This is a genomic window from Rhizobium sp. GW821-FHT14E12 (assembly GCF_058803745.1).
On record NZ_JBXAPH010000002.1, the window covers coordinates 1,092,417 to 1,112,489 of the forward strand.

General features: G+C 61.7%; 18 protein-coding genes. 8 read left to right on the forward strand and 10 right to left on the reverse strand.

Annotated features, from left to right (window positions below):
* Positions 1-78: 78 nt before the first annotated feature.
* The 4 genes from queE to AC1RO0_RS13150 form a co-directional block, all read right to left on the reverse strand.
* Positions 79-816, reverse strand: a complete 738-nt coding sequence (gene queE, locus AC1RO0_RS13135) for a 7-carboxy-7-deazaguanine synthase QueE (RefSeq protein ID WP_498593305.1) — start codon at positions 814-816, stop codon at positions 79-81.
* Entirely contained in the window at positions 813-1,169 is a 357-nt protein-coding gene (queD, locus tag AC1RO0_RS13140; protein WP_498593306.1) for a 6-carboxytetrahydropterin synthase QueD, read from the reverse strand. Before queD ends, queE begins: the two co-directional genes overlap by 4 nt.
* Positions 1,169-1,879 (reverse strand): 7-cyano-7-deazaguanine synthase QueC, encoded by a 711-nt coding sequence (gene queC, locus AC1RO0_RS13145; protein WP_498593307.1) that lies wholly within the window; start codon positions 1,877-1,879, stop codon positions 1,169-1,171. The genes queD and queC overlap by 1 nt, the downstream gene beginning before the upstream one ends.
* 168 nt (positions 1,880-2,047) lie before the next feature.
* Positions 2,048-3,829, reverse strand: a complete 1,782-nt coding sequence (locus AC1RO0_RS13150; protein ID WP_498593308.1) for a hybrid sensor histidine kinase/response regulator — start codon at positions 3,827-3,829, stop codon at positions 2,048-2,050.
* Positions 3,830-3,959: 130 nt separating this feature from the next.
* On the opposite strand from AC1RO0_RS13150, the gene AC1RO0_RS13155 reads away from it, so the two are divergent.
* The 4 genes from AC1RO0_RS13155 to AC1RO0_RS13170 all read left to right on the forward strand — a co-directional run bounded on the left by AC1RO0_RS13155 (position 3,960) and on the right by AC1RO0_RS13170 (position 7,548).
* The gene (locus AC1RO0_RS13155) at positions 3,960-4,619 is read left to right on the forward strand and encodes a response regulator (protein WP_498593309.1); all 660 of its coding nucleotides are present in this window, start codon (positions 3,960-3,962) and stop codon (positions 4,617-4,619) included.
* A gap of 220 nt (positions 4,620-4,839) precedes the next feature.
* Entirely contained in the window at positions 4,840-5,373 is a 534-nt protein-coding gene (locus tag AC1RO0_RS13160; protein WP_498593310.1) for a LysE family translocator, read from the forward strand.
* A gap of 19 nt (positions 5,374-5,392) precedes the next feature.
* Complete coding sequence (locus tag AC1RO0_RS13165; protein WP_498593311.1) at positions 5,393-6,256, forward strand: DUF1194 domain-containing protein; 864 nt, start codon at positions 5,393-5,395, stop codon at positions 6,254-6,256.
* 194 nt (positions 6,257-6,450) lie between these two features.
* Positions 6,451-7,548 carry a branched-chain amino acid aminotransferase gene (locus AC1RO0_RS13170; RefSeq protein WP_498593312.1) on the forward strand — a complete coding sequence of 366 codons (1,098 nt, stop codon included), beginning with the start codon at positions 6,451-6,453 and terminating at the stop codon, positions 7,546-7,548.
* 93 nt (positions 7,549-7,641) lie between these two features.
* Here AC1RO0_RS13170 and AC1RO0_RS13175 read toward each other — a convergent pair whose 3' ends face one another.
* Positions 7,642-10,098 (reverse strand): beta-glucosidase H, encoded by a 2,457-nt coding sequence (locus AC1RO0_RS13175; RefSeq protein WP_498593313.1) that lies wholly within the window; start codon positions 10,096-10,098, stop codon positions 7,642-7,644.
* A 268-nt stretch (positions 10,099-10,366) separates the two neighbouring features.
* Between AC1RO0_RS13175 and AC1RO0_RS13180 the strand changes: the two genes are divergently transcribed.
* Positions 10,367-11,017 carry a TetR/AcrR family transcriptional regulator gene (locus tag AC1RO0_RS13180; protein WP_498593314.1) on the forward strand — a complete coding sequence of 217 codons (651 nt, stop codon included), beginning with the start codon at positions 10,367-10,369 and terminating at the stop codon, positions 11,015-11,017.
* A gap of 9 nt (positions 11,018-11,026) precedes the next feature.
* Here the strand turns inward: AC1RO0_RS13180 and AC1RO0_RS13185 are convergent, their stop codons facing one another.
* Entirely contained in the window at positions 11,027-12,082 is a 1,056-nt protein-coding gene (locus AC1RO0_RS13185) for an AraC family transcriptional regulator (protein WP_498593315.1), read from the reverse strand.
* Positions 12,083-12,202: 120 nt separating this feature from the next.
* Between AC1RO0_RS13185 and AC1RO0_RS13190 the strand changes: the two genes are divergently transcribed.
* From AC1RO0_RS13190 to AC1RO0_RS13200, 3 genes are all read left to right on the forward strand, one after another.
* On the forward strand, positions 12,203-13,651 hold the full coding sequence (locus AC1RO0_RS13190; protein WP_498593316.1) for an APC family permease: 1,449 nt from the start codon (positions 12,203-12,205) through the stop codon (positions 13,649-13,651).
* Complete coding sequence (locus AC1RO0_RS13195; RefSeq protein ID WP_498593317.1) at positions 13,648-13,833, forward strand: hypothetical protein; 186 nt, start codon at positions 13,648-13,650, stop codon at positions 13,831-13,833. Before AC1RO0_RS13190 ends, AC1RO0_RS13195 begins: the two co-directional genes overlap by 4 nt.
* 72 nt (positions 13,834-13,905) lie before the next feature.
* Positions 13,906-15,891, forward strand: coding sequence for a primary-amine oxidase (locus AC1RO0_RS13200; protein WP_498593318.1), 1,986 nt, complete (start codon positions 13,906-13,908; stop codon positions 15,889-15,891).
* Positions 15,892-15,993: 102 nt separating this feature from the next.
* Here the strand turns inward: AC1RO0_RS13200 and AC1RO0_RS13205 are convergent, their stop codons facing one another.
* Genes AC1RO0_RS13205 through AC1RO0_RS13220 form a run of 4 tightly spaced genes read right to left on the reverse strand, consistent with a single transcriptional unit; the run spans position 15,994 to position 20,041 of the window.
* The gene (locus AC1RO0_RS13205) at positions 15,994-17,268 is read right to left on the reverse strand and encodes an MGH1-like glycoside hydrolase domain-containing protein (RefSeq protein WP_498593319.1); all 1,275 of its coding nucleotides are present in this window, start codon (positions 17,266-17,268) and stop codon (positions 15,994-15,996) included.
* Between the two features lie 25 nt (positions 17,269-17,293).
* Positions 17,294-18,349, reverse strand: coding sequence for an ABC transporter ATP-binding protein (locus tag AC1RO0_RS13210; protein WP_498593320.1), 1,056 nt, complete (start codon positions 18,347-18,349; stop codon positions 17,294-17,296).
* A gap of 13 nt (positions 18,350-18,362) precedes the next feature.
* A complete protein-coding gene (locus AC1RO0_RS13215; RefSeq protein WP_498593321.1) occupies positions 18,363-19,193 on the reverse strand; it encodes a carbohydrate ABC transporter permease in 831 nt (276 codons plus the stop codon).
* Positions 19,190-20,041 carry a carbohydrate ABC transporter permease gene (locus AC1RO0_RS13220; RefSeq protein WP_498593322.1) on the reverse strand — a complete coding sequence of 284 codons (852 nt, stop codon included), beginning with the start codon at positions 20,039-20,041 and terminating at the stop codon, positions 19,190-19,192. The genes AC1RO0_RS13215 and AC1RO0_RS13220 overlap by 4 nt, the downstream gene beginning before the upstream one ends.
* Between the last annotated feature and the right edge of the window lie 32 nt (positions 20,042-20,073).

Below are 20,073 nucleotides of genomic sequence, written 5' to 3' on the forward strand. Positions count from 1 at the left end.
GGCCTTCATCCCCAGGGTGCTTTTCGAATATCCTATCCAAGCGTGAACGCCGTGCCGCGATGGCACAGGCGCGGACGGCTAGACGCCGCGCTTGTTGCCCCAGAGCAAGACGTGCAACTGTGGCAGAACACGCGCTTCGAACCATCCGTCGGCCATGACCTTGTCCACGAGCCAAAGCATCCTGTCCATGATCCCATCGATGTCGATTGTCGCGTCGTCCGCATCCGGTGGCGGCGGCGTATGGTTGCCGGGCTGAAGATAGACCGGCAGATGCGGATAACGGGCGGCGGCATCGCGCGCATAGGCATAGTCGCGGTCGTCGAAGACGACGATCTTCAGCGCGATCTGCGGCTTATCCGCCGCCGAGCGCAGACAGTCGTCGAAAGCGGCCCAATCCGTCACCATGCCGCTCGACGGCGGCTTCGGACTCAGCACGAGAGTATCGAGATCCGCGAACCAGTCTTTCGCGACGCTCCCCTGCGTTTCCAGCGCGAAACTGTAGCCCTCGCCGTGACCACGAGCGATCAGCGGACCGAGCGGCTGGATCGCCGGGTTTCCGCCAGACAGCGAAACCGTCAGCGGCTTGCCCCCGGAAAGCCGGGTTACGTCCTGCCAGATCTCCTCGACCGACATCGCCTGCCACTGATCGCGATAATCGCTGTCGACCGCGTGCAGCGTATCGCACCAGGAACAGCGATAGTCGCAGCCGCCGGTCCGCACGAACACGGTCGGCAGGCCGATCAATATGCCCTCGCCCTGGATCGTCGGCCCGAATATCTCGCTGACGCGGATCCGGGCCTCGCGTGCCTCGCTCATGGCCGGTATTCCGCCCATGTCTTGGGCGTTTCGCTGACGCGCACCGCCGAGGTCTCGGGCAGCATCGCCTTGCACCAGTCGTAGAAATGCTTGGCCAGACATTCCGAAGTGACGCGGCCATGACCAAGGACGTCGTTGAGATGGCGATGATCGAAATTGTCGTCGATATAGCGCTTCAGCGGCGTGAGCTCATGATAGTCGCGCACGAAACCATTGGCGTCGAGCTCGGCCGCCGAAAGCTCGACCTCGACGATATAATTGTGCCCATGCATCCGGGCGCATTGGTGATCGTCGGCAAGATGCGTCAGCTGATGCGAGGCGGAGAAGTGGAATTCCTTGGTAATGCGGAACATCACTTCACCTCTTGGGCCGAAAAGCCTGACGTCGCCGTCACCCAGAAATCCGGATCCTCATAATCCGTTGGGTCCTCGACGCCGGCGAGATGAAAGGCTTCGCGTCGCTCGACGCAGGTGCCGCAGCGGCCGCAATGGCGCTCCCCACCCTTGTAGCAGGACCAGGTCTCAGCAAAAGGCGTGTTGTGCCGGGCGCCGTCCGTCACGATGTCGGCCTTGGAGGTCATGACAAAGGGCGCGTAGAGCGAAACGCTGGCATAGCCGTCGAGCGCCTGGTTCTGCATCTGCTGAAAGGCGTCGATGAAGCCGGGCCGGCAATCCGGATAGATGAAATGATCGCCGCCATGAACGGCGACGGCAACCGCATCCGCCTTCTGCGCGGCGGCAAGACCGAAGGCAATCGCCAGCATGATGGCGTTGCGGTTGGGAACGACGGTCGCCTTCATCGTTTCCTCGGCATAATGCCCGTCGGGCACATCAACATCGTCGGTGAGCGCCGAGCCGGTCAGATGCTTGCCGATGGTGGTGATGTCGATGATCTCATGCGGCACGCCGAGGCGCTTGGCGCAAGCGGCGGCGAAATCCAGCTCCTTGCGGTGCCGTTGGCCGTAGTCAAACGAGACAAGGCAGATAAGCTGTTGTTCCGCTGCGACCTTGTGGGCGAGCGAAACGGAGTCCAGTCCGCCGGAGCAGACGACGATGGTCTTCATAATCTATGATCCCTTGTTTTGACCGGGTGGGCTGCGACCGGATACCTGAGCTTTCCAAAAGCTGCGGGAGCGCTCACTACCAGCAGAATCCACGCGAGGCAAGCAGATCGATCACGCAGAAGGGATGCGCGGCCTCCTGAAACGTCATTAGCAGTGGCGCGGAATAGGTCAGCCTCTGCTCGACCCTTCGCGACTGTCCAGCGGGCGCGGAGAACATAATTCGGTGATTGCCTGCTGCATCTGCTCGGCATCGATGGGCTTGTGTAGCAGCAGGTGGCCGCTTTCGGTGACCTGCCGAAGGCGGGCCGGCGACGTGTCGCCGGTCAAGATGATCGCAGGCAAACGCCGTCCCGCATGGGTGCGGACCTCTTCGATCGCCTCGATCCCGGTCATCCCGGCTTCCAGCCGATAATCGGTGATGACGAGATCGATGGGTGCTGTGCCATCCGGCGACGCCTCGGCATGAGCATGGCATGCCTCCGCCGCCGAACGCCCGGCATAGACCCTGTAACCGAGTGTTTCGAGCAGCAAGCTGATCGCATCGAGCGCATCGCGTTCGTCGTCGATCACGGCAATCGCAAGCGTGCCCTCGGCTGCGATCCTGCTGCTGTCGGTCCTCGCCTCGGAGGCGGCTGAGGTGGCAACGGGTACGGTGAGGGCAAACATGGAACCACGCCCTTCCGTGGAGACCAGACGCAACGGATGGCCGAGAAGCAAGGCGGTTCGCCGCACGATCGCCAGACCCAACCCGAGACCCTGCGTGCGGTCGCGCGCCGGATTGTGAAGCTGTATGAACTCCTCGAAGATCGCCTTCTGCTGATCGGCGGGGATGCCGGCGCCGGTATCCCAGACCTGGATTTCGACCGAAGCGCCACGACGGCGGCAGCCAAGCAGAACCCGCCCCTTCGTGCTGTATCGAAATGCGTTCGAAACCAGATTGTCGAGGATGCGCTTGAGCATGATCGGGTCGCTATCGACCGAGAGCGTGCTGTCCACCGTTCGCCACCCAAGGCCGCGGTCCCCGGCGGCGCTCGCGAACTCATCACGAAGCTCGGCGAAAAGCCTGTTCAGCGAGACCGGCTCCCTCGCCACGGTGACGACGCCGGCATCGAGCCGGGAAATATCGAGCAGCGCATTCAGCAAGCCGCTGAGATTACCGACGATGGCTTTGGCCTTGGCCGCCAATTCGCGAGCGGTGGGAGAGGCCACGTCGCCACGCTGCCCGAGGATCGCCAGCGTCGACACCAGCAGGCTCAAGGCATGGGTCGGCTGACGCAGATCATGGCTGGCAGCTGCCAGAAAGCGGGTTTTCGAGCGATCGGCCGTCTGCGCACGGTCGCGTTCCTCCTGCAGGCTCACGACCAGTTCCTCGTTCTCCAATCGCAGCGCAACGGTTTCGCGGAGCATGCGGTAGGTGATGCGGCAATAATAGATGTTGATGAACACCATGGAGACGAGCAGGAACAGGAAAGCGCCGGACATGTCGCTACCGCTGAGAATGCACCGCAGGGCGATCGGTATCACCGTGATGATGATCGAGCCGATCAGCGCCGGTGGGAAAGCGGACAGCGACGGCACCGTGCCGCAAACCAGCCCGGTCAGCACGATGACGGTAAAGGAGAGCACGACAGGCTCTTCGGGAAGGAAGCCGACCCAACCCATCGCGCCCCACAATAGAGCCGACACCCAGGAAAACGACGCCGCAAGCCAAGCCCACCGCGCGATCGACCCCGGCTCTCGCTCGCGACTGAAGAAGCGGTGGGAGGCAAGCACGCGTATGGCGGTCAGCAGATACAGGCCACCAAGCCAGCCGAGGAGCCAGTTCGTGGAAACGGCGGTTCTCAGAATATAGGCCGCCGCAAGCGAGATCACGATGTTGGAGACGACCACGCCATAGGAGTTGCGATACAGGAGCTCGACCAAAGCCTGGCGTATCTTGCCGTCCTGCATGGGATCCCTCCAATTCGCCGAACAAAGTCTTGAAAACAACCTTTCCCGGCAAGGTTGATTTATCGGTAACCTGTTTCAAATAAATTAGCGATTAAAGAATTTAAGCCGCACATCCATAAGTGGTAGCCAGATGAATCGCCCCTTTACCGCCATCATAGCCGACGACCACGCCATCGTGCGCGAAGGGTTGAAGCTGCTGATCTCGGCCATGACGAATGTGTCGATCGTTGCCGAGGCGGCCAATGGCGACACCCTGCTCGATCTTGTCCGCAGCACCCGCGCAGACCTGCTGATCCTCGATCTCGGCATGCCGGGCGTTGCCGGGATCCAGTTCATCTCCGACATACGGGCACTGGCGCCGCGCATGAAGATCCTGGTGCTGACGGCGAATATCGAACCGAGGACGGTGCGAGCAGCGCTCGATGCCGGCGCCAATGGCTATTTGACCAAGGACGGCGATCCCGAGGAGCTCGATGCGGCCATCGAGGCCGTGAAGAGCGGCAAGACCTATCTGGCGAAATCGATCCGGTTTGCGGTCGCCGATCCGGAACGTCCGGGCAAGATGCCGGTCACCGGGGAGATCGTCTCGCCCATTCCGCTGACATTGCGGGAACGGCAGGTCCTGCTTCTCTCGGCGCAGGGGCAGACCTCGAGGCAGATGGCGGAGCAGCTCGGCATCAGCCCGCTGACGGCGCGCAAGCACCGGGAAAACCTGATGCGCAAGCTCAATCTTCACAGCACGGCCGAGGTCACGGCCTATGCCGTCCGCCTTGGATTGCCCGCTGGATAAAGCATGCATGCGCGCCTCCCTGGACGGTTTGCGCCCGATCGCCTTGTCTTAACCAGCGCACCGTAACCAGCCCTCCATCGATGCTGAAATACGGCAGGCGTCGTATATGCGCCGGCACGCATAAGGCGTAGCTCTTCCGGCGAGCGGCAATCCATACGGGTCCATCCGCTTCGCACCGCTCCATGTGAGGAGAGCGGTCTTCAAAAGCGAAGGATACGCCATGCTTTCACTGGAACACTGGACTTCGTTCGCCTTTGCGACGCTTGTCTTTGCCTGCATGCCCGGACCGGCCATTCTCTACTTGACCGCGCAGACGCTGGCGCATGGCCGTCGCGCCGGATTGATGGCGGCACTCGGCGTGCATCTCGGTTGCTATGTTCATATCGCCGCTGCCACCGTCGGCCTTGCTGCTCTCCTCGATCAGGCCCCAACGGTCTACGCGGTCATGAAATTCGCCGGTGCGGCCTATCTCGTCAGGCTAGGCGTGACGATGCTCCTTGGCCGGCATCAAAGCCACGGCGAAACTGCCGACCACAAGCCCGCCGTCCTGCGCGACAGCATGGTCGTCGAGATCCTCAATCCGAAGACCGCGCTCTTCTTTCTGACGTTCCTGCCGCAATTCGTCGATCCTGCCGCTGCGATGCCGGTCAGCGCGCAGTTCCTCGTCCTCGGAATGGCCGTCAACCTCATCTTCTCGGCAGCCGATATCGCTGCCGTCGGCCTCGGCGTCACGCTCGTGCAGCGACATGGCTGATCAACAAGGAGGAAGAATTATGATCCGATGGCAAGACGTCTTCCGGCTGGGGAATCCAAGCTCACCCGCCACGGATGCAAGGCATGGCCGCCGATGGAGACTATCGGCTCTCGCCGGCGCATTGGCTCTGCTTATTCCCACCGTATCCTCTTTCGCAGCCAGCCCCTATCCGGAAACCGTCGACGCGGCCATCGTGCTTGCCGTCGATAAATCGTCCTCGATCGATCCGATGACCGCCGATTTTCAGCGCAACGGCCATGCCGCCGCCCTTCGCTCCAAAGAAGTTCTGTCCGCGATCGAGGGCGGAATGACGGGCTGCATTGCAGTCACCTATGTCGAATGGGCAAGCGTCGGCGACCTAGACACAGTCCTGCCATGGACGAAACTATGCAGCCGTGCGGATCTGGAAGCCGCTGCGGACGCAATCTTTCATAACAGCAATGCAGGTTTGGAGCGCCGAGGACGCGGTGGGACATCGCTGTCCTTTGCCATCGACATCAGCAGCTTCCTGCTCGAACGCTGGCCGGGGCACGCCACGAGAAAGATCATCGACATATCCTCGAACGGCACCAACAATGACGGCATGCCGGTCGAGCAAAGCCGCGATGAGGCCATGAAGAAGGGCTACGTGATCAACGTCATCGCCGTTGCCCGCAGCGAACCGGGAGTTACCGCCGACCTCCCCGGCTATTTCCGGCAGCAGGTCATCGGCGGCCCCAGATCCTTCGTGATCGCCCCGGACAGGATCGAGGATTATGCGGTCGCGATCCGTCGCAAGCTCGTGCTTGAGATCGCCGGTAAAATGCCGCAGCACCTCGGAATGGATATTCAGCCCGATCTCGATCGCATCCATTTTGCCGGAAATAAGGGGCCGATACATTAGAGCGGCATCACGCGCCAATTACCCGCCACGAGCAGAAAATACTAGAAATGTCGAAAAATCAGAGGAGGAACGCGAAAACTTTCATTTGAACAAATATAAAAGCAAACAAATGCCACTCGATTTAGGCTAAACCAGCCTGCAGGAGCGAGCGGGGAATCGGCCCGCCACGAATGAGGAACAGACAGGAATAGACGATGAGTGACAGCGGCCCGCAGACCCTGGTATTTGAGAGAAATTCGAACCCCGTTCCGGCCAGCGAGCGCGAAGCGCTGCTCCAGAACCCCGGTTTCGGTCGTGTCTTCACCGATCACATGGCGACTATCCGCTATTCCGAGGGCCGTGGCTGGTATGACGCAAAGATCGAGGCGCGCAAGCCGTTCAATCTCGATCCGGCAACACTGGTGTTCCACTATGGCCAGGAAATCTTCGAGGGCATGAAGGCCTATCGCCTGCCCGATGGCGGTGCCACGCTCTTCCGTCCCGACGCCAATGCGCGGCGTTTCCTCAATTCCGCCACGCGGCTGGCGATGGCGACACTGCCGGAGGAGCTCTTCCTCGAATCCGTGCGCGAGCTGGTCAAGATTGATCGGGACTGGATACCGACGACGGATGGCGCTGCACTCTATCTGCGGCCGTTCATGATCGCGACCGAAAGCCTGCTCGGCGTCAAGCCTTCGGCCGACTATATCTACTGCGTCATCGCCTCCTCCGTCGGCGCCTACTTCAAGGGCGGAGCGTCGGCCGTGACAATCTGGCTGTCCGAGAACTATACGCGCGCAGCCCCTGGCGGCACCGGCGAAGCCAAGTGCGGCGGCAACTATGCGGCAAGCCTTTCCGCGCAGGCGGAAGCGACCCGCGAAGGCTGCGACCAGGTCGTCTTCCTCGATGCGGTGGAGCGTCGTTTCGTCGAAGAGCTCGGCGGCATGAACGTCTTCTTCGTCTTCGATGACGGCTCGCTCCAGACCCCGCCGCTGACCGGCACGATCCTGCCGGGGATCACCCGCGATTCCCTGATCATACTGGCGCGCGAGCTCGGGCTTACCGTACGCGAAGAGCCCTATGCGATCGACCAATGGCAGGCGGATGCAGCCAGCGGCCGCTTGCGCGAAGCCTTCGCCTGCGGCACGGCAGCAGTGGTAACACCGATCGGCAAGCTCAAGGGCCGCAAGCACAACTTCACCATCGGTGATGGCGGTGCAGGTCCGGTGACAACACGCCTCAAGACGGCACTGCTCGACATTCAAAACGGTCGTGCGCCCGACACGCACGGCTGGCTGGAGCGGCTGTTCTAGGCCATCCACTTCCGAGCATTCGTTCGACCCTATTTGTAACTTGCGCCGCCCGGATAAAACCGTGGCAGCGCAATTCTATTTGTGCAGTTGAACCTACGGCTCCATCACATGATCGACCGGCAAGTGAATACTTACCCCTCCCCGGATATCCGTCGCGCTGGCGGCGATGATCAGCTCGTATTCACCTGCGTCGGCGCGGAAGCGGCCTGACTCGACATCGAAGTAGGCCAGGTCACGAGGGACCACCTTTAGTACCACCGTGCCGGTCGCGCCCGGGGCCAGCTTGAGCTTGGCGAATGTGCGCAGTTCCTTGAACGGCCGCTCGACACTGGCGTTGGGAGAGTGAACATAGAGCTGCACCACATCCGAACCCGCCCTGTCGCCGATATTGGTGACATCGACTATCACTGTGAGACCATCCGGACCCATTTCCGTTCCCGATAGTTGCGGGGCACCCCAGGCAAAACGGGTGTAGCCGAGGCCGAAGCCGAAGGGGAAGAGTGGTTCGATCTCTCTTGTATCGTGATGACGATAGCCGACGAAAATCCCTTCCGCGTAGCGCACATGCCCGTCCCGACCGGGATAGATCGACGGATCGCCAGTGATGGCGGAATTGTCAGTGAGCGCCTTCGGGAAGGTCTGCGGCAAGCGGCCGGCAGGCTCGACGTCACCGAAGAGAACATCTGCGAGCGCATTGCCGAGTTCCTGGCCGGGATACCACATCTGCAGCACCGCGCGCACCTTGTCGAGCCAGGGCATTTCGATGGGACCGCCCGTTTGCAATACCACGACCACATTGGGATTGGCTTCCGCGACCTTCGCGATCAGTTCCTCCTGCCGGCCCGGCAGGCGCATGTCGGGCAGATCCAGGCCCTCGGTGTCCCACTCGCCTTCACGACCAACGAGAAGCAGCACGATATCAGACTTGCGCGCGGTCTCGACCGCCTCCGCTATACCGGCATCGCCAAGCGGCCTTTCGACGCCGAAACGGAGCGCACATATGTTGATACCGTCCAGACTTGCCTTCGGCGCCTCATACTCGACCACGATCCGGTAGCGATGTCCTGCATCCAATGTTACCGCCCGACGCTGCTCGGTGTTCGCGGTGCCAAAGAAGTTCTCGCCCTTCGTCCAGCCGTCATAACCATCGACCACCAGTTCGCCGTCCACATACAAGCGAGCAAGCCCGGCATTGGTCATGCCGAAGACGTGTTCACCGGTTTCCTGCGGGACGAAGGTCGCCGTCATGCGCGCCGAGAAATCGGAGATGTCGAGATCTTCGGATGGAAGATCGAACCAGAAGAATTCACCCTTTTCGGCGGCCTCGACATGGACCGGGCGGTTCTCGAAGCCACGTCCCTTGAAGTATTCCACGGTCATCTCGCCGCTGAAGACGTCGATCAGCCGGTTGCTGTTGCAGCCGGCGGCATGGCGGAGACTGTTGGCGTTGGACAGGGCGGTGCGAATGCCCTCGAGCGGGCTCACCGTGTAGTGCGCGGCAATCCGCGCGCTTCCCCCGCCCATGACGCGCGCGGAGGAAGCGTTGGGGCCGATGACGGCGATCTGGTCGAAGGAGGATTTGGCAAGCGGCAGAACGCCGTCATTCTTCAGGAGCACGGCGCCCTCAGCACCGAGCTGACGGATGAGCGCGCGATCTTCCGGCAGGTCCAGCGCGTGTTCGGCGAGATCCGGTGCCTTTTCAAGCGCTCCTACCCGCTCGAGAAGAAGGAGGATACGGCGTGCCGAAGCCCGCACCGTCTCGGCCTTTACCTTGCCTTCCCGGACCGCTGCGACCAGTTTTTCGCCGCGATCCCGCGCGGGGCCTGGCATTTCCAGATCGAGCCCGGCATTGATGGTCTCGGCCGTCGAGTGAGAGCCGAACCAGTCGGACATGACGACGCCGTCGAAGCCCCATTCCTCGCGCAGAACTTTCGTCAGCAGCCAGGGGTTTTCGCTGGTATAGGTGCCGTTCAGCTTATTGTAGGAGGACATGACGGCCTTCACGCCGGCCTTCTTCACCGCCTCCTCGAAAGGGGGCAGGTAGATTTCGCGCAGCGTCCGCTCGTCGACATCGGACGACATCGTCTGCCGCTCGATCTCGGACTCATTGGCGACGAAGTGTTTGATCGTGGCGGCAACGCCCTGGCTCTGCACACCGTTGATATAGGCGACAGCGCAGGCCGCCGTCAGCGCCGGGTCTTCCGAATAGCATTCGAAGTTACGTCCGTTGAGGCCCGAGCGGTGAATGTTGACGGTCGGAGCCAGAAGCACCGATGCACCCTTGCTCTTGGCCTGCCCGCCGAGCGCCACGCCAGCGCGCTCGATGAGCGCCGGGTCCCAGGTTGCTCCGAGCGCGATCGCGACCGGGAAACAGGCGGATTTGACGCCGCCGACCAGCGACCCGCCGCCGCGTGCGCCATTGGGGCCGTCGGTGACCTTGATCTTCGGCACACCGAGCCGCTCGACCGCAACCGTCGTCCAGAAATCCGCGCCCGAGAGCAGCGAGACCTGCTCCTCCAGTGTCATCTTGTCGAGAATATCGTCGATCATAGGGGACCCTCTCATCTTAGCCCGATCCGGTCGGGACCATCAGGCAGGCGTTGCCGCCCGAAATATTGACCTTATCAACGCGCCATCTGCATGGCGCACCGTTGCCCTGATTTGCGTCGAGACTGACATGTACGATGGACATGAGATATCTTATACTATTAAACCTACCGATTACTCGGTCTTTTTAAAGAGTCAAGAGAGGAGTACCCACAGGTTGGCCGGGGCATACAAATCGCGCTAGAACCGAACGGAATCGGGGGAACAGGGAATGACCGTCGGGCCGGGCACCGAAAATCAAAGCGAAGGCATAAAGCGGCGAAACTCTGCCAAAGGCGCCTCGCGGCGTGAGGCGATCCTCGCCGCCGCCATGCATCGTTTCTCCCGGGAGGGCTATCAGAGCGCCGCCATCGCGGATGTCGCCAAGGATGTCGGCCTGTCCCTTCCCGGCCTGTTGCATCACTTTCCGACCAAGGTGGATCTGCTGCTGGCGATCCTTGACAAGCGGGATCTCGAAAGTTCGGCCGCGATCGACGTCGGTCAGGCGAATTGGCGCGCCTTCCTGCTCGGCCTGATCCAAATCGCGAAATACAACACAAGCATTCCGGAAGTCGTCCGCGCCTTTGCGATCCTCAACGCCGAAAGCCTGACGCAGAACCATCCGGCAAAGGCCTGGTTCAGCGATCGCGCACGGCAGTTGCAGACGAATATCGCGGCGAAACTCGAAGATGGCATCTTGCGTGAGGAAGTGAAGCGGGAAGTCGACTGTCCGGCGATCGCCGCCGAGGTGATCGCCATGATGGACGGCCTGCAGATGCTATGGCTGCGCGACCCGACATCTTTCGACATGGTGGGTGCCGTCGCCAGCTATATCGAGCGTCTGATACTGGACCTCCGGGTTACACCCGCAACGCAGGTCTAGTTCTGGAGATCAGGACGACCGCACGCGCTCGTCTTCCGCCGCCACGGTCGACGGTGACAGGCCGGTCCAGGCCTTGAACGCCCGCCAGAATACCGTGCTGTCCGCATAGCCCAGCGTGTCGGCGAGGCGGGAGTAGCCCGATGTGCCGGCCCTGAGATAAAGCTGCGCGATCCCGGCACGATATTCCCGCACCAGGGCGCGAACCGACGTGTTCTCGTCGCCGAGGCGCCGCTGCAGGGTTCTGACCGAAAGCTTCAGCTCGGTGGCAATGGCTGCGATGGTGATCGGCTTGTGGCCGAGATAGATGGCGATGACCGATAGCACCTTTTCCCGCACGCTGTCCTGATCGACATTGCCGGAGGAGAGATCACCGATATGGCGCTCGAGGATCGCCGTCAGATCGCTATCCTCGTTGCGATAATGGCGGTCGGCATCCGCCTTTAGCATGACAATCCGGTTGCTGGATTGCGAAAAGAGAAGCGGCGCCCGGAAGATCCTCTGCAGCGGCTCCCGGTCGCGGGGCGCCGCATGCTCGAAGTGGATTTCGACAGGCCGCCAGGACGCACTGAAGGAGCTGCGGACGAGCTGACAGGATGCGGCAAGGGAATATTCCGTATCCTGATGGCGCGGCCACAGCCGTGGATCCTCCAGCTTATAGCTCCAGAGTAGATTATCGCCCTCCTCGATCAGGCCGGCGCGCGTCACGCCCTGCAGCGCGACGACATGTTTCGACAGGCGTTGAAAGGCGGAGCGGATGGTCGAGGAGGCGGAAAACAAGATGCCCAGCGGGCCGATATCGGCCGGTTTGAACGAGATACCGAGCCGCGCGCCAAGCGTCGGCTCACGCAAGATTTCGGCTGCCTCTTCGAAGATAGCGACATAACGCGCCAAGGGTACAAATGCGTAGGGATCGTCGAGTTGCGACCGCAAAATCCCGTGGCAGGCGAGAAGAACGTCGGTTTTGCCGTGTCTTTTATCCAATTCCTGCACCAGGGGGACCAACACGGAGGCGCGAATTGCGGCAATCGCGGGAGGGCGCCTGCTGAAATCGGATGCACCTGCCATTCAATTCACCTTCATGGCGCCGCGTGGCGCGGTTTATCGAAACTATGGCGTATCTTGCAATTCTTGGACCAGACCGAAGCCCCTAGCCTGAGCCGATAAAAGCTAAAAAGAGGGGTTCTCATGTCTGTCGAAACGAGCATGCCCAATCAACCACCATCAGGCCGGCTTCAGAAGAATTCGATCGGCCTTCTTCACATCGTCTTCTTCGTCGTCGCAGCGGCAGCGCCGCTGACGGCGGTGGTCGGCGCTTCACCCGCCGCCTTCGCTTTCGGCAACGGCGCTGGCGTCCCCGGCGCCTTCGTGCTGTCCGGATTGCTCTACCTGATCTTCAGCGTCGGCTTTACGGCCATGAGCCGTTATGTCGGCGGCGCGGGCGCATTTTATACCTATATCGCCCAGGGCATCGGCAAACCGGCCGGCGTCGGCGGGGCGATGATGGCGATCGTCACCTATAGCGCCGTCCAGATCGCGATCTACGCGCTGTTTGGCGTTTTTGTCGGTGGCGCTCTCGCGCCGCTCGGCATGACGCTGCCATGGTGGGTCTACTCCTTTGCCGCGATCATCATCGTGACCCTGTGCGGACAGCGAAACATCGCCTTCAGCGGTCATATTCTTGGCGTCTGCATGATCGCCGAGATCGCCATCCTGCTGTTGCTCGATATCGGCATCGTCTTTTCCGGCGGTGGACCGGAAGGCATGGGATTGACATCCTTTGCCCCCTCCACCGTGCTTGGCCCCGGGCTCGGCGTGGCACTGGTCTTCGTCATCGGCTCCTTCATCGGCTTCGAAGCAACGGCGATCTTCGCCGAAGAAGCCGAGACGCCGGAGAAGACCATTCCGCGCGCGACCTATGTCGCGGTGCTGCTGATCACCGTCTTCTACGCATTCTCCACCTGGGCGATCGTGCAATATTACGGGCCATCCAAGGTTTCGGGGGCAGCCCAAGCCGGCCTCGATACCTTCTTTTTCAACGCCGCCGGCGCCGTGTTGGGCAGTTGGTCGGTGCAGGTGATGAACATCCTGCTGATCACCAGCCTGTTTGCCTGCGTGCTGTCGTTCCACAACACCATCAACCGCTATTTCTTCGCACTCGGTCGCGAAGGGATCGTGCTCCAAGTCCTCGGCACGGTGCACGCCAAGCATGGGTCGCCCTATATTGCCGGCCTTGTGCAGAGTGCGATTGCCGCAATCATCCTGGCGGGCTTCGTCATCGGCGGTCAGGATCCGTATGCGGTGGTCTTCTCGTGGATGGCGGCGCTCGCGACGATCGGTATTCTCGCCGTTCAGGTGCTGGTCTGCGTGGCGATCATCCTCTTCTTCCGCAAGACGAACAGCGGCCTCAGCCTCTGGAAGACCCTGATCGCACCGCTGATCAGCCTGCTTGGCCTTCTTGGCGCACTCGGGCTCGTCAGCGCCAACCTGTCGCTGCTCTCCGGCTCGGAAAGCCTGATCGTCGCATCCTTCCCCTACCTCATCGCGCTTGTCGGCCTGCTGGGGGCTGCGTTCGCCGTATGGCTGAAGTCCAGCCGTCCCACCCTCTACGCTTCGCTCGGGAAGGTCTTCGAATGATGCAGGCCCTTCTTCCCTCCTTCGATGATCGCGGGTTTTCCGCGGTCATCGCCACCACCGTGATCGCGATGCTCTTCACCGCGTCCGTTCACTTCCACCTCCTCTGCGGCATTGTCTGCCTTCATGGCGAAGACGCAATGATGCCTGCCGATATCTGCCACGCCGCCACGGCTGGCCATTGAACGCAGCCCCAGGCTGCCATCATCCCAACACCAAAGCCGTCAGCGCCGCGCCTATTCAGAAAGGATAGTTTCATGGATACTCAGGTTTCCGTCACCCATCCGCTCGATCCCCTGAGCCTCGCCGAAATCGAGGAAGCGGTGCTGATCGCCAGGGAGGAGCGCAAGCTCGGACCGCAATGCCGCTTCCCGATCGTCCGGCTGGAGGAGCCGACAAAGGTGGACATCGCCGGTTGGAAATCCGGCGCGGCGCTCCCGCGTCTCGCTTTCGTGCTGGTGCTCGATACCCTGTCCGGCGAGGTCGCCGAGGCGATCGTCGATCTCAGCCGCAAGCGGGTGCACGGCTTCGAGCGCCTGCCGCTCGATCAGGCGCCTTACGGCCAGCCGCCGGTCATGATCGAGGAGTTCATGCGCTGCGAGGAGATCGTCAAGAACGACCCGGCCTGGCGCGGGGCGGTCAAGCGTCGTGGTATCACCGAAGAGGACATTCCCCTCGTCCAGATTGACCCTTTTTCCTCGGGCTATTTCGGCCGCGATTTCGAGAAGGGCAAGCGCATCGTCCGTGCCGTCAGCTACTGGCGCGAGGACATTCGCGACAACGGCTACGCCCACCCGATCGAGGGCGTCGTCGCGGTGGTCGATCTGACCAGCAACAAGGTCGTCGACCTCGTTGATGACGAGAAAGCACCGCCGGTTCCGAAGAAGAAGCGAAACTATGGCCGCGAAGCCTTTCCGGAGACGCGCAAGGACGTCAAGCCGCTGAACATCGTCCAGCCCGACGGCCCGAGCTTCAGCGTCGACGGTTGGAAGGTCGAATGGCAGAACTGGAGCTTCCGCGTCGGTTTCACGCCCCGCGAGGGGCTCGTGCTGCACGAACTGGCGATCAACGACAAGGGCAGGCTGCGGCCGGTCATCTTCCGCGCCAGTGTCACGGAAATGGTGGTCCCCTATGCCGATCCGACGGCAAACCATTATTGGAAGAGCGCCTTCGACGCCGGTGAATATGGCCTTGGCCGACTGGCGAACTCGCTGGAACTCGGCTGCGACTGCCTGGGGCAGATCCACTATTTCGATATTCCGGCAGCCGACGACCTCGGCCAGCCCTTTGTCATGAAGAATGCCGTCTGCATGCACGAGGAAGATTACGGCATCCTCTGGAAGCACTATGAGTTCCGCAACGATATTTTCGAAGTGCGCCGCTCGCGCCGCCTGGTGATCAGCTTCTTCGCAACGGTCGGAAACTACGACTATGGCTTCTACTGGTATCTCTATCAGGACGGCACCATCCAGCTCGAAGCCAAGCTGACCGGCATCATCCAGACGGCGGCGGTAGCACCCGGCGAGACCTATGCATGGGGCGGCATGGTCGACGAAAATCTCGGCGGCCCGACCCATCAGCATTTCTTCAACGCACGCCTGCACATGGATGTTGACGGCGGCGGCAACACGGTGAGCGAGCACGAATTCGTGCCGCGTCCCTGGGGCAAGGACAACCCCTACGGCAACGTCTTCGACACGACGACGAAGGTACTCGCACGCGAACTGGATTCGCCTGCCGTTGCCGACGGCGTCACCGGCAAATACTGGAAGGTCAGCAATCCGAACGAGAAAAACAGCGTCGGTCGTGCCCCCGGCTACAAGATCGCCGTCATGCCAAGCCCGTTGATGCTCGCGCAGGAAGGCTCGACCGTGCGCGAGCGCGGCGGCTTTGCGACCAAACACATCTGGGTCACGGCCTTCGATCCCAAGGAGAAGTACGCAAGCGGCGATTATCCCAATGTCCATGCCGGCGGTGACGGGCTGCCGAAATATGTGAAGCAGAACCGGCCGATCGAAAACGCAGATGTAGTCCTATGGCACTCCTTCGGCCACACGCATGTCTGCAAGCCGGAGGACTTTCCCATCATGCCGGTCGAATATGCGGGCTTCACGCTGAAGCCGAACGGCTTCTTTGGCGAGAATATCGCGATGAACCTGCCGGCCAAGACGAACCATCACAGTATCGACAACCGGCAGCCGTCATCTTCGGAAGGAAAAGGGAGCTGCTGCCACGGCAAATGACCGTGGCTGGCGACAGCAAGCCGGCCCTGTATGCAGGGGCCGGCTCGACCTGCCTGCGAACGGCAGATCAGCTCAGGCGACCATGGGGTCGATCGAGCAACCTCAAGTCGCCTTTCGCGTGAACTCAATATAGGCCGCCGCCGTCCATGAAAAATCGAGACCGCCGCAGCCTTCGCCGGTCAGTGGATCGAAATACTCCGCGAAACCCTGTCGCTCGACCGCCTGAACCGTCGCGGCGCGAAGCCCTTCGGCCAGATCAACACGACCATTGCGGCGAAGGCCGGCGATCAGCAGCCAGTTTATGACGCCCCACACCGGACCGCGCCAATAGCGCTTGGCTTCAAACCCTGCAAAAGCTTGCGGCGTTGACGGAAAGGCCACTGCCAATCCTTCGGCCCAGCTTTCCATCTCCGCGCAGGCTGCGTCCAGAATGGCGGGCTCCAGGTCGAGTGCCAGCAGCGGAATGAACCCGGCCTGCGTCGGAGCCTCCACATCCTCTCCAGATATGAGATCGCGCGAGACAAAGCGGCGTAGATGCGGGCGCCACTGTGCCAATAATGCCTTCCGAGACAGGGTATTCATCTGCCGCAGCTCTGCTGCCTCGTCAGTCCGGCCAAGCACAATGGCAAGACGCTCCAGCTCCTCGCCTGATCTCAGGAGAATGGCGGTCGTCTGCACCTCAGCGATCTTGAAAGGGGCTGCCTTCCATTGGCGCTCGGGACCCCAGCCGCAGGCCGCATAGGTATCGACAAGGTGGATGAACCGCCGGTAGTCCTCATCGCGCGGGCGCATGGCCTGATCCACATGGCCGGTATCCTTGCGCGCGACGACGGTCTCTGTCGTGGTGGGCACGCGCGCCAGCGCAATATCCCAGGCCGGCGAGTTGTCGCTGCCGCTTTCCCAAGGGTGCAGCAGGGCGACAAGCCCTGTTTGCTTGGGGTCGCGCGCCGCATACCACCACCGATGCCAGCGCAGCGCTGCCTCAAAGAGGGGTGCGGACCGTTCGGCGGCATTCGCAAGACCGTTACCAACCGCGGCATCATGGACGCGTTTCAGCGCCATGCCGAAGACGGGCGGCTGGGTGATGCCGGAGGTCGCGGTGGTGTGCGAGGTCCGCCAAACATCCGGACCAGGGAAATAGCTGTCGCTCGGCGCGTGGAAAACGATATGGGGTATCATGCCATCAGCCCACTGGCCTTCCACCAGGCGTTCGAGCTCGCGATAGGCGCGGGGCACGTCATAGGCCGCAAACCCCATGGCGACAAAGGCAGAATCCCAGTTCCACTGGAAGGGATAGAGCCGGTCGGTCGGCACCGTGTAGCCACCGCGATCGTTCGTCTTCAGGATGGCCCGGGCCTGGGCAATAAAATCCGTCATGTCGTGGTCCTATATGGAATTCTGGTCAGTTGGCGGCGGTGTTGAGCGCAATGCCGGTATCCGGCGAGAGCCAGGTCAAGCGGCTCGGATCAGGCCTCAGCCCGATCCTGTCGCCGGCTCTGACCTTTTCACCCGACGGCAGGATCACCCGGACGGGTTGGCCGGCGATCGTTCCGGTCAGCAGCAGGTGCGAACCCATCGGTTCGGAGACGCGCACGTCGAGCGGCAGGCCTTCAGACAGAGGCGCAAGCGCCACGTCCTCGCCGCGCAGGCCAAGCACGATATCGCCGCTTGTCTGCGGCACGGCCTGTGCCTGGCTCCCAAGCTTCACCGTCCCGCCTTCGACCGGTAGCCGGATGAAGTTCATCGGAGGATTTCCGATGAAGCCGCCGACGAAACGAGTTGCCGGATGGCTGTAGATCTCGACAGGCGGCCCTACCTGCTCGATGCGGCCGTTGTACATGACGGCGATGCGGTCGGAGAGGCCCATGGCCTCGGTCTGGTCATGCGTGACATAGACGGTGGTCGTGCCCGATGCCTGCAATACGGCCTTAAGCTCGGTCCGCATCTCCAGCCGCAAAAGCGCATCGAGATTGGACAGCGGCTCGTCCATCAGCAGCACCTGCGGCTCGACCGCCAGCGCGCGGGCCACAGCAACACGCTGCCGCTGGCCGCCGGACAGCTTGTTCGGATAGCGGTCGAGATAGGGTTCGATATGAAGCAGCGCCGCCGCCTTCTCCACCTGCGTCTTGACCCTGATAGCATCAGCCTTCTGCATGCGCAGGCCGAAGGCGACATTCTCGAAAACCGTCATATGCGGAAAGACAGCATAGTTCTGGAACACCATGGCAAGACCACGATCCTTAGGCGCCAGGCCATTCACGGCCTTGCCGCCGATCAGGATGTCGCCCGACGTCTCGGTTTCCAGCCCCGCGATGATGCGCAGCAAGGTCGTCTTGCCGCATCCCGACGGGCCGAGCAGCGACACGAATTCGCCATCACCGATGTCCAGCGAGATTTCCTTCAGCGCATCGAAAGAGCCGAAGCTCTTCTTGATGCAATCGATTTTGATATTTGCCATGGTCAGATCCCGCTCATTTGCTGGAGATGCCCCAGATCGCGAACAGGTAGCGCCTGACCGCGAAGATGAAGACGACGGAAGGAAGGATGAGAAGCAGCCCTCCCGCGAAACGATAATGCAGCGGACTTTCCGCAAGCACAGTCAGGAGATAGGCCGTCAAGGTCCTGTTGCGCACGGTCAGCACGGATGCCGCGAACACCTCGTTCCAGGAGATGACGAAAGCGAAGACGGCGGTTGCCGCAAGCCCCGGAAGCGCAATCGGCGCGACGATGCGGAAGAAGGCCTCGATGCGCGAGCAGCCGAATACCCATGCCGCCTCTTCCAACTCCCGTGGGACGCCCATGAAGATGCCCTGGGTGACGAGCGCGGCAAAAGGCAGCGCCAGCACCGTATGCACCAAACCAACGCCGACAACGGTGTCGTAGAGCCCCATGCGGATGAAGGAGACAGTCAGAGGCAAGGCGAGGATCGCCAGCGGAAAGGCGCGCGTCAGCAGCACCAGCAACCGGAAACTATCCTTGCCCCGGAACTGGTAGCGCGCAAGCGCATAACCCGCCGGGGCACCGATCAGGATCGACAGCACGACGGTGATTGCCGCCGCGCCGAGCGAATTCAGGAAGGCGGTCGCGACCCCCTCCGTCTTCAGAAAGAGCAGGAAGGGATCGATCGAGATGCTGGATGGCAGGATCGACTTCGGCCATTTATAGACGCCCGTCTTGCCGCCGAGAGCGCCGAGCGCCACAAGATAGATCGGCACCAGGACCCAGGCACAGAGCACGACGATGCCGCTCCACAACAGGAGAGTACGCGCGCCGGTGAAGCTCGCTGTGCGTGACGCGCTCATGGCAGACGCTCCGGGTCGACCTTGACGGCCTTGAGATAGACGACGGTGGCAGCAAGCGAGATGACCATGATCAGCACGGCATAGGCCGCGGCAACGCCGTAATTCTGGTTCTGATTCTGCCAGGTATAGGCCTCGCCAACGAGCACCGGCATGTTGGTCCCTCCGAGCGCGTAGACGACGGCGAACACTTCGAAGGCGAGCACCGTGCGGAGGATCAGTGCCGATTGCAGCGCCGGCCGGATCAACGGCAGCGTGATCCGGCGGAACCGCGTCCAGCGGCTGGCGCCGAAGATCTCGGCCGCCTCACGGAATTCCTTGGGCACCTGGTTGAGACCGGCGACGATGATGACCATGACGATCGCGGTGCCGCGCCAGATCTCGGCGATGGCAATCCCGATGAACAGGGCGACCGGGGTCTGGTAGGTCAGCCAATTTGCCTGCCGCGAGATGATACCAAGCTCGAAGAGGAGGCTATTGAGATAGCCGCTGTTTTGCAGGATCGAGAGCCAGACCAGGCCGGCGGCCAGATCGGAAATACCGAGCGGGATCGTCCAGATCCAGAGGATCGTCTCCCGCCCTCCTCCAACCTTGGCAACCATGCTGCCCATGACGAGCGCCATGGCAATCTGGATCGGGACCACGGCAAGCGTCAGAAGGAACGTGTTGCGGATGGCCGACGAGAAATTCAGATCGCGCGTCAGCGTCTGGAAGTTGGCGGCCGAAAAGCTCCCGTCCTGCGAAACGGCAAGCCAGATCGTCTGCACAAGCGGAACGACGAACAGGACCGCCAGGAAAAGGACGGCCGGTGCAATCAGCAGATAGGGAACCACGGAGCGGTTTGCAGTCATGAATATTACTCGCGTTGGATCGTGGGCTCCAG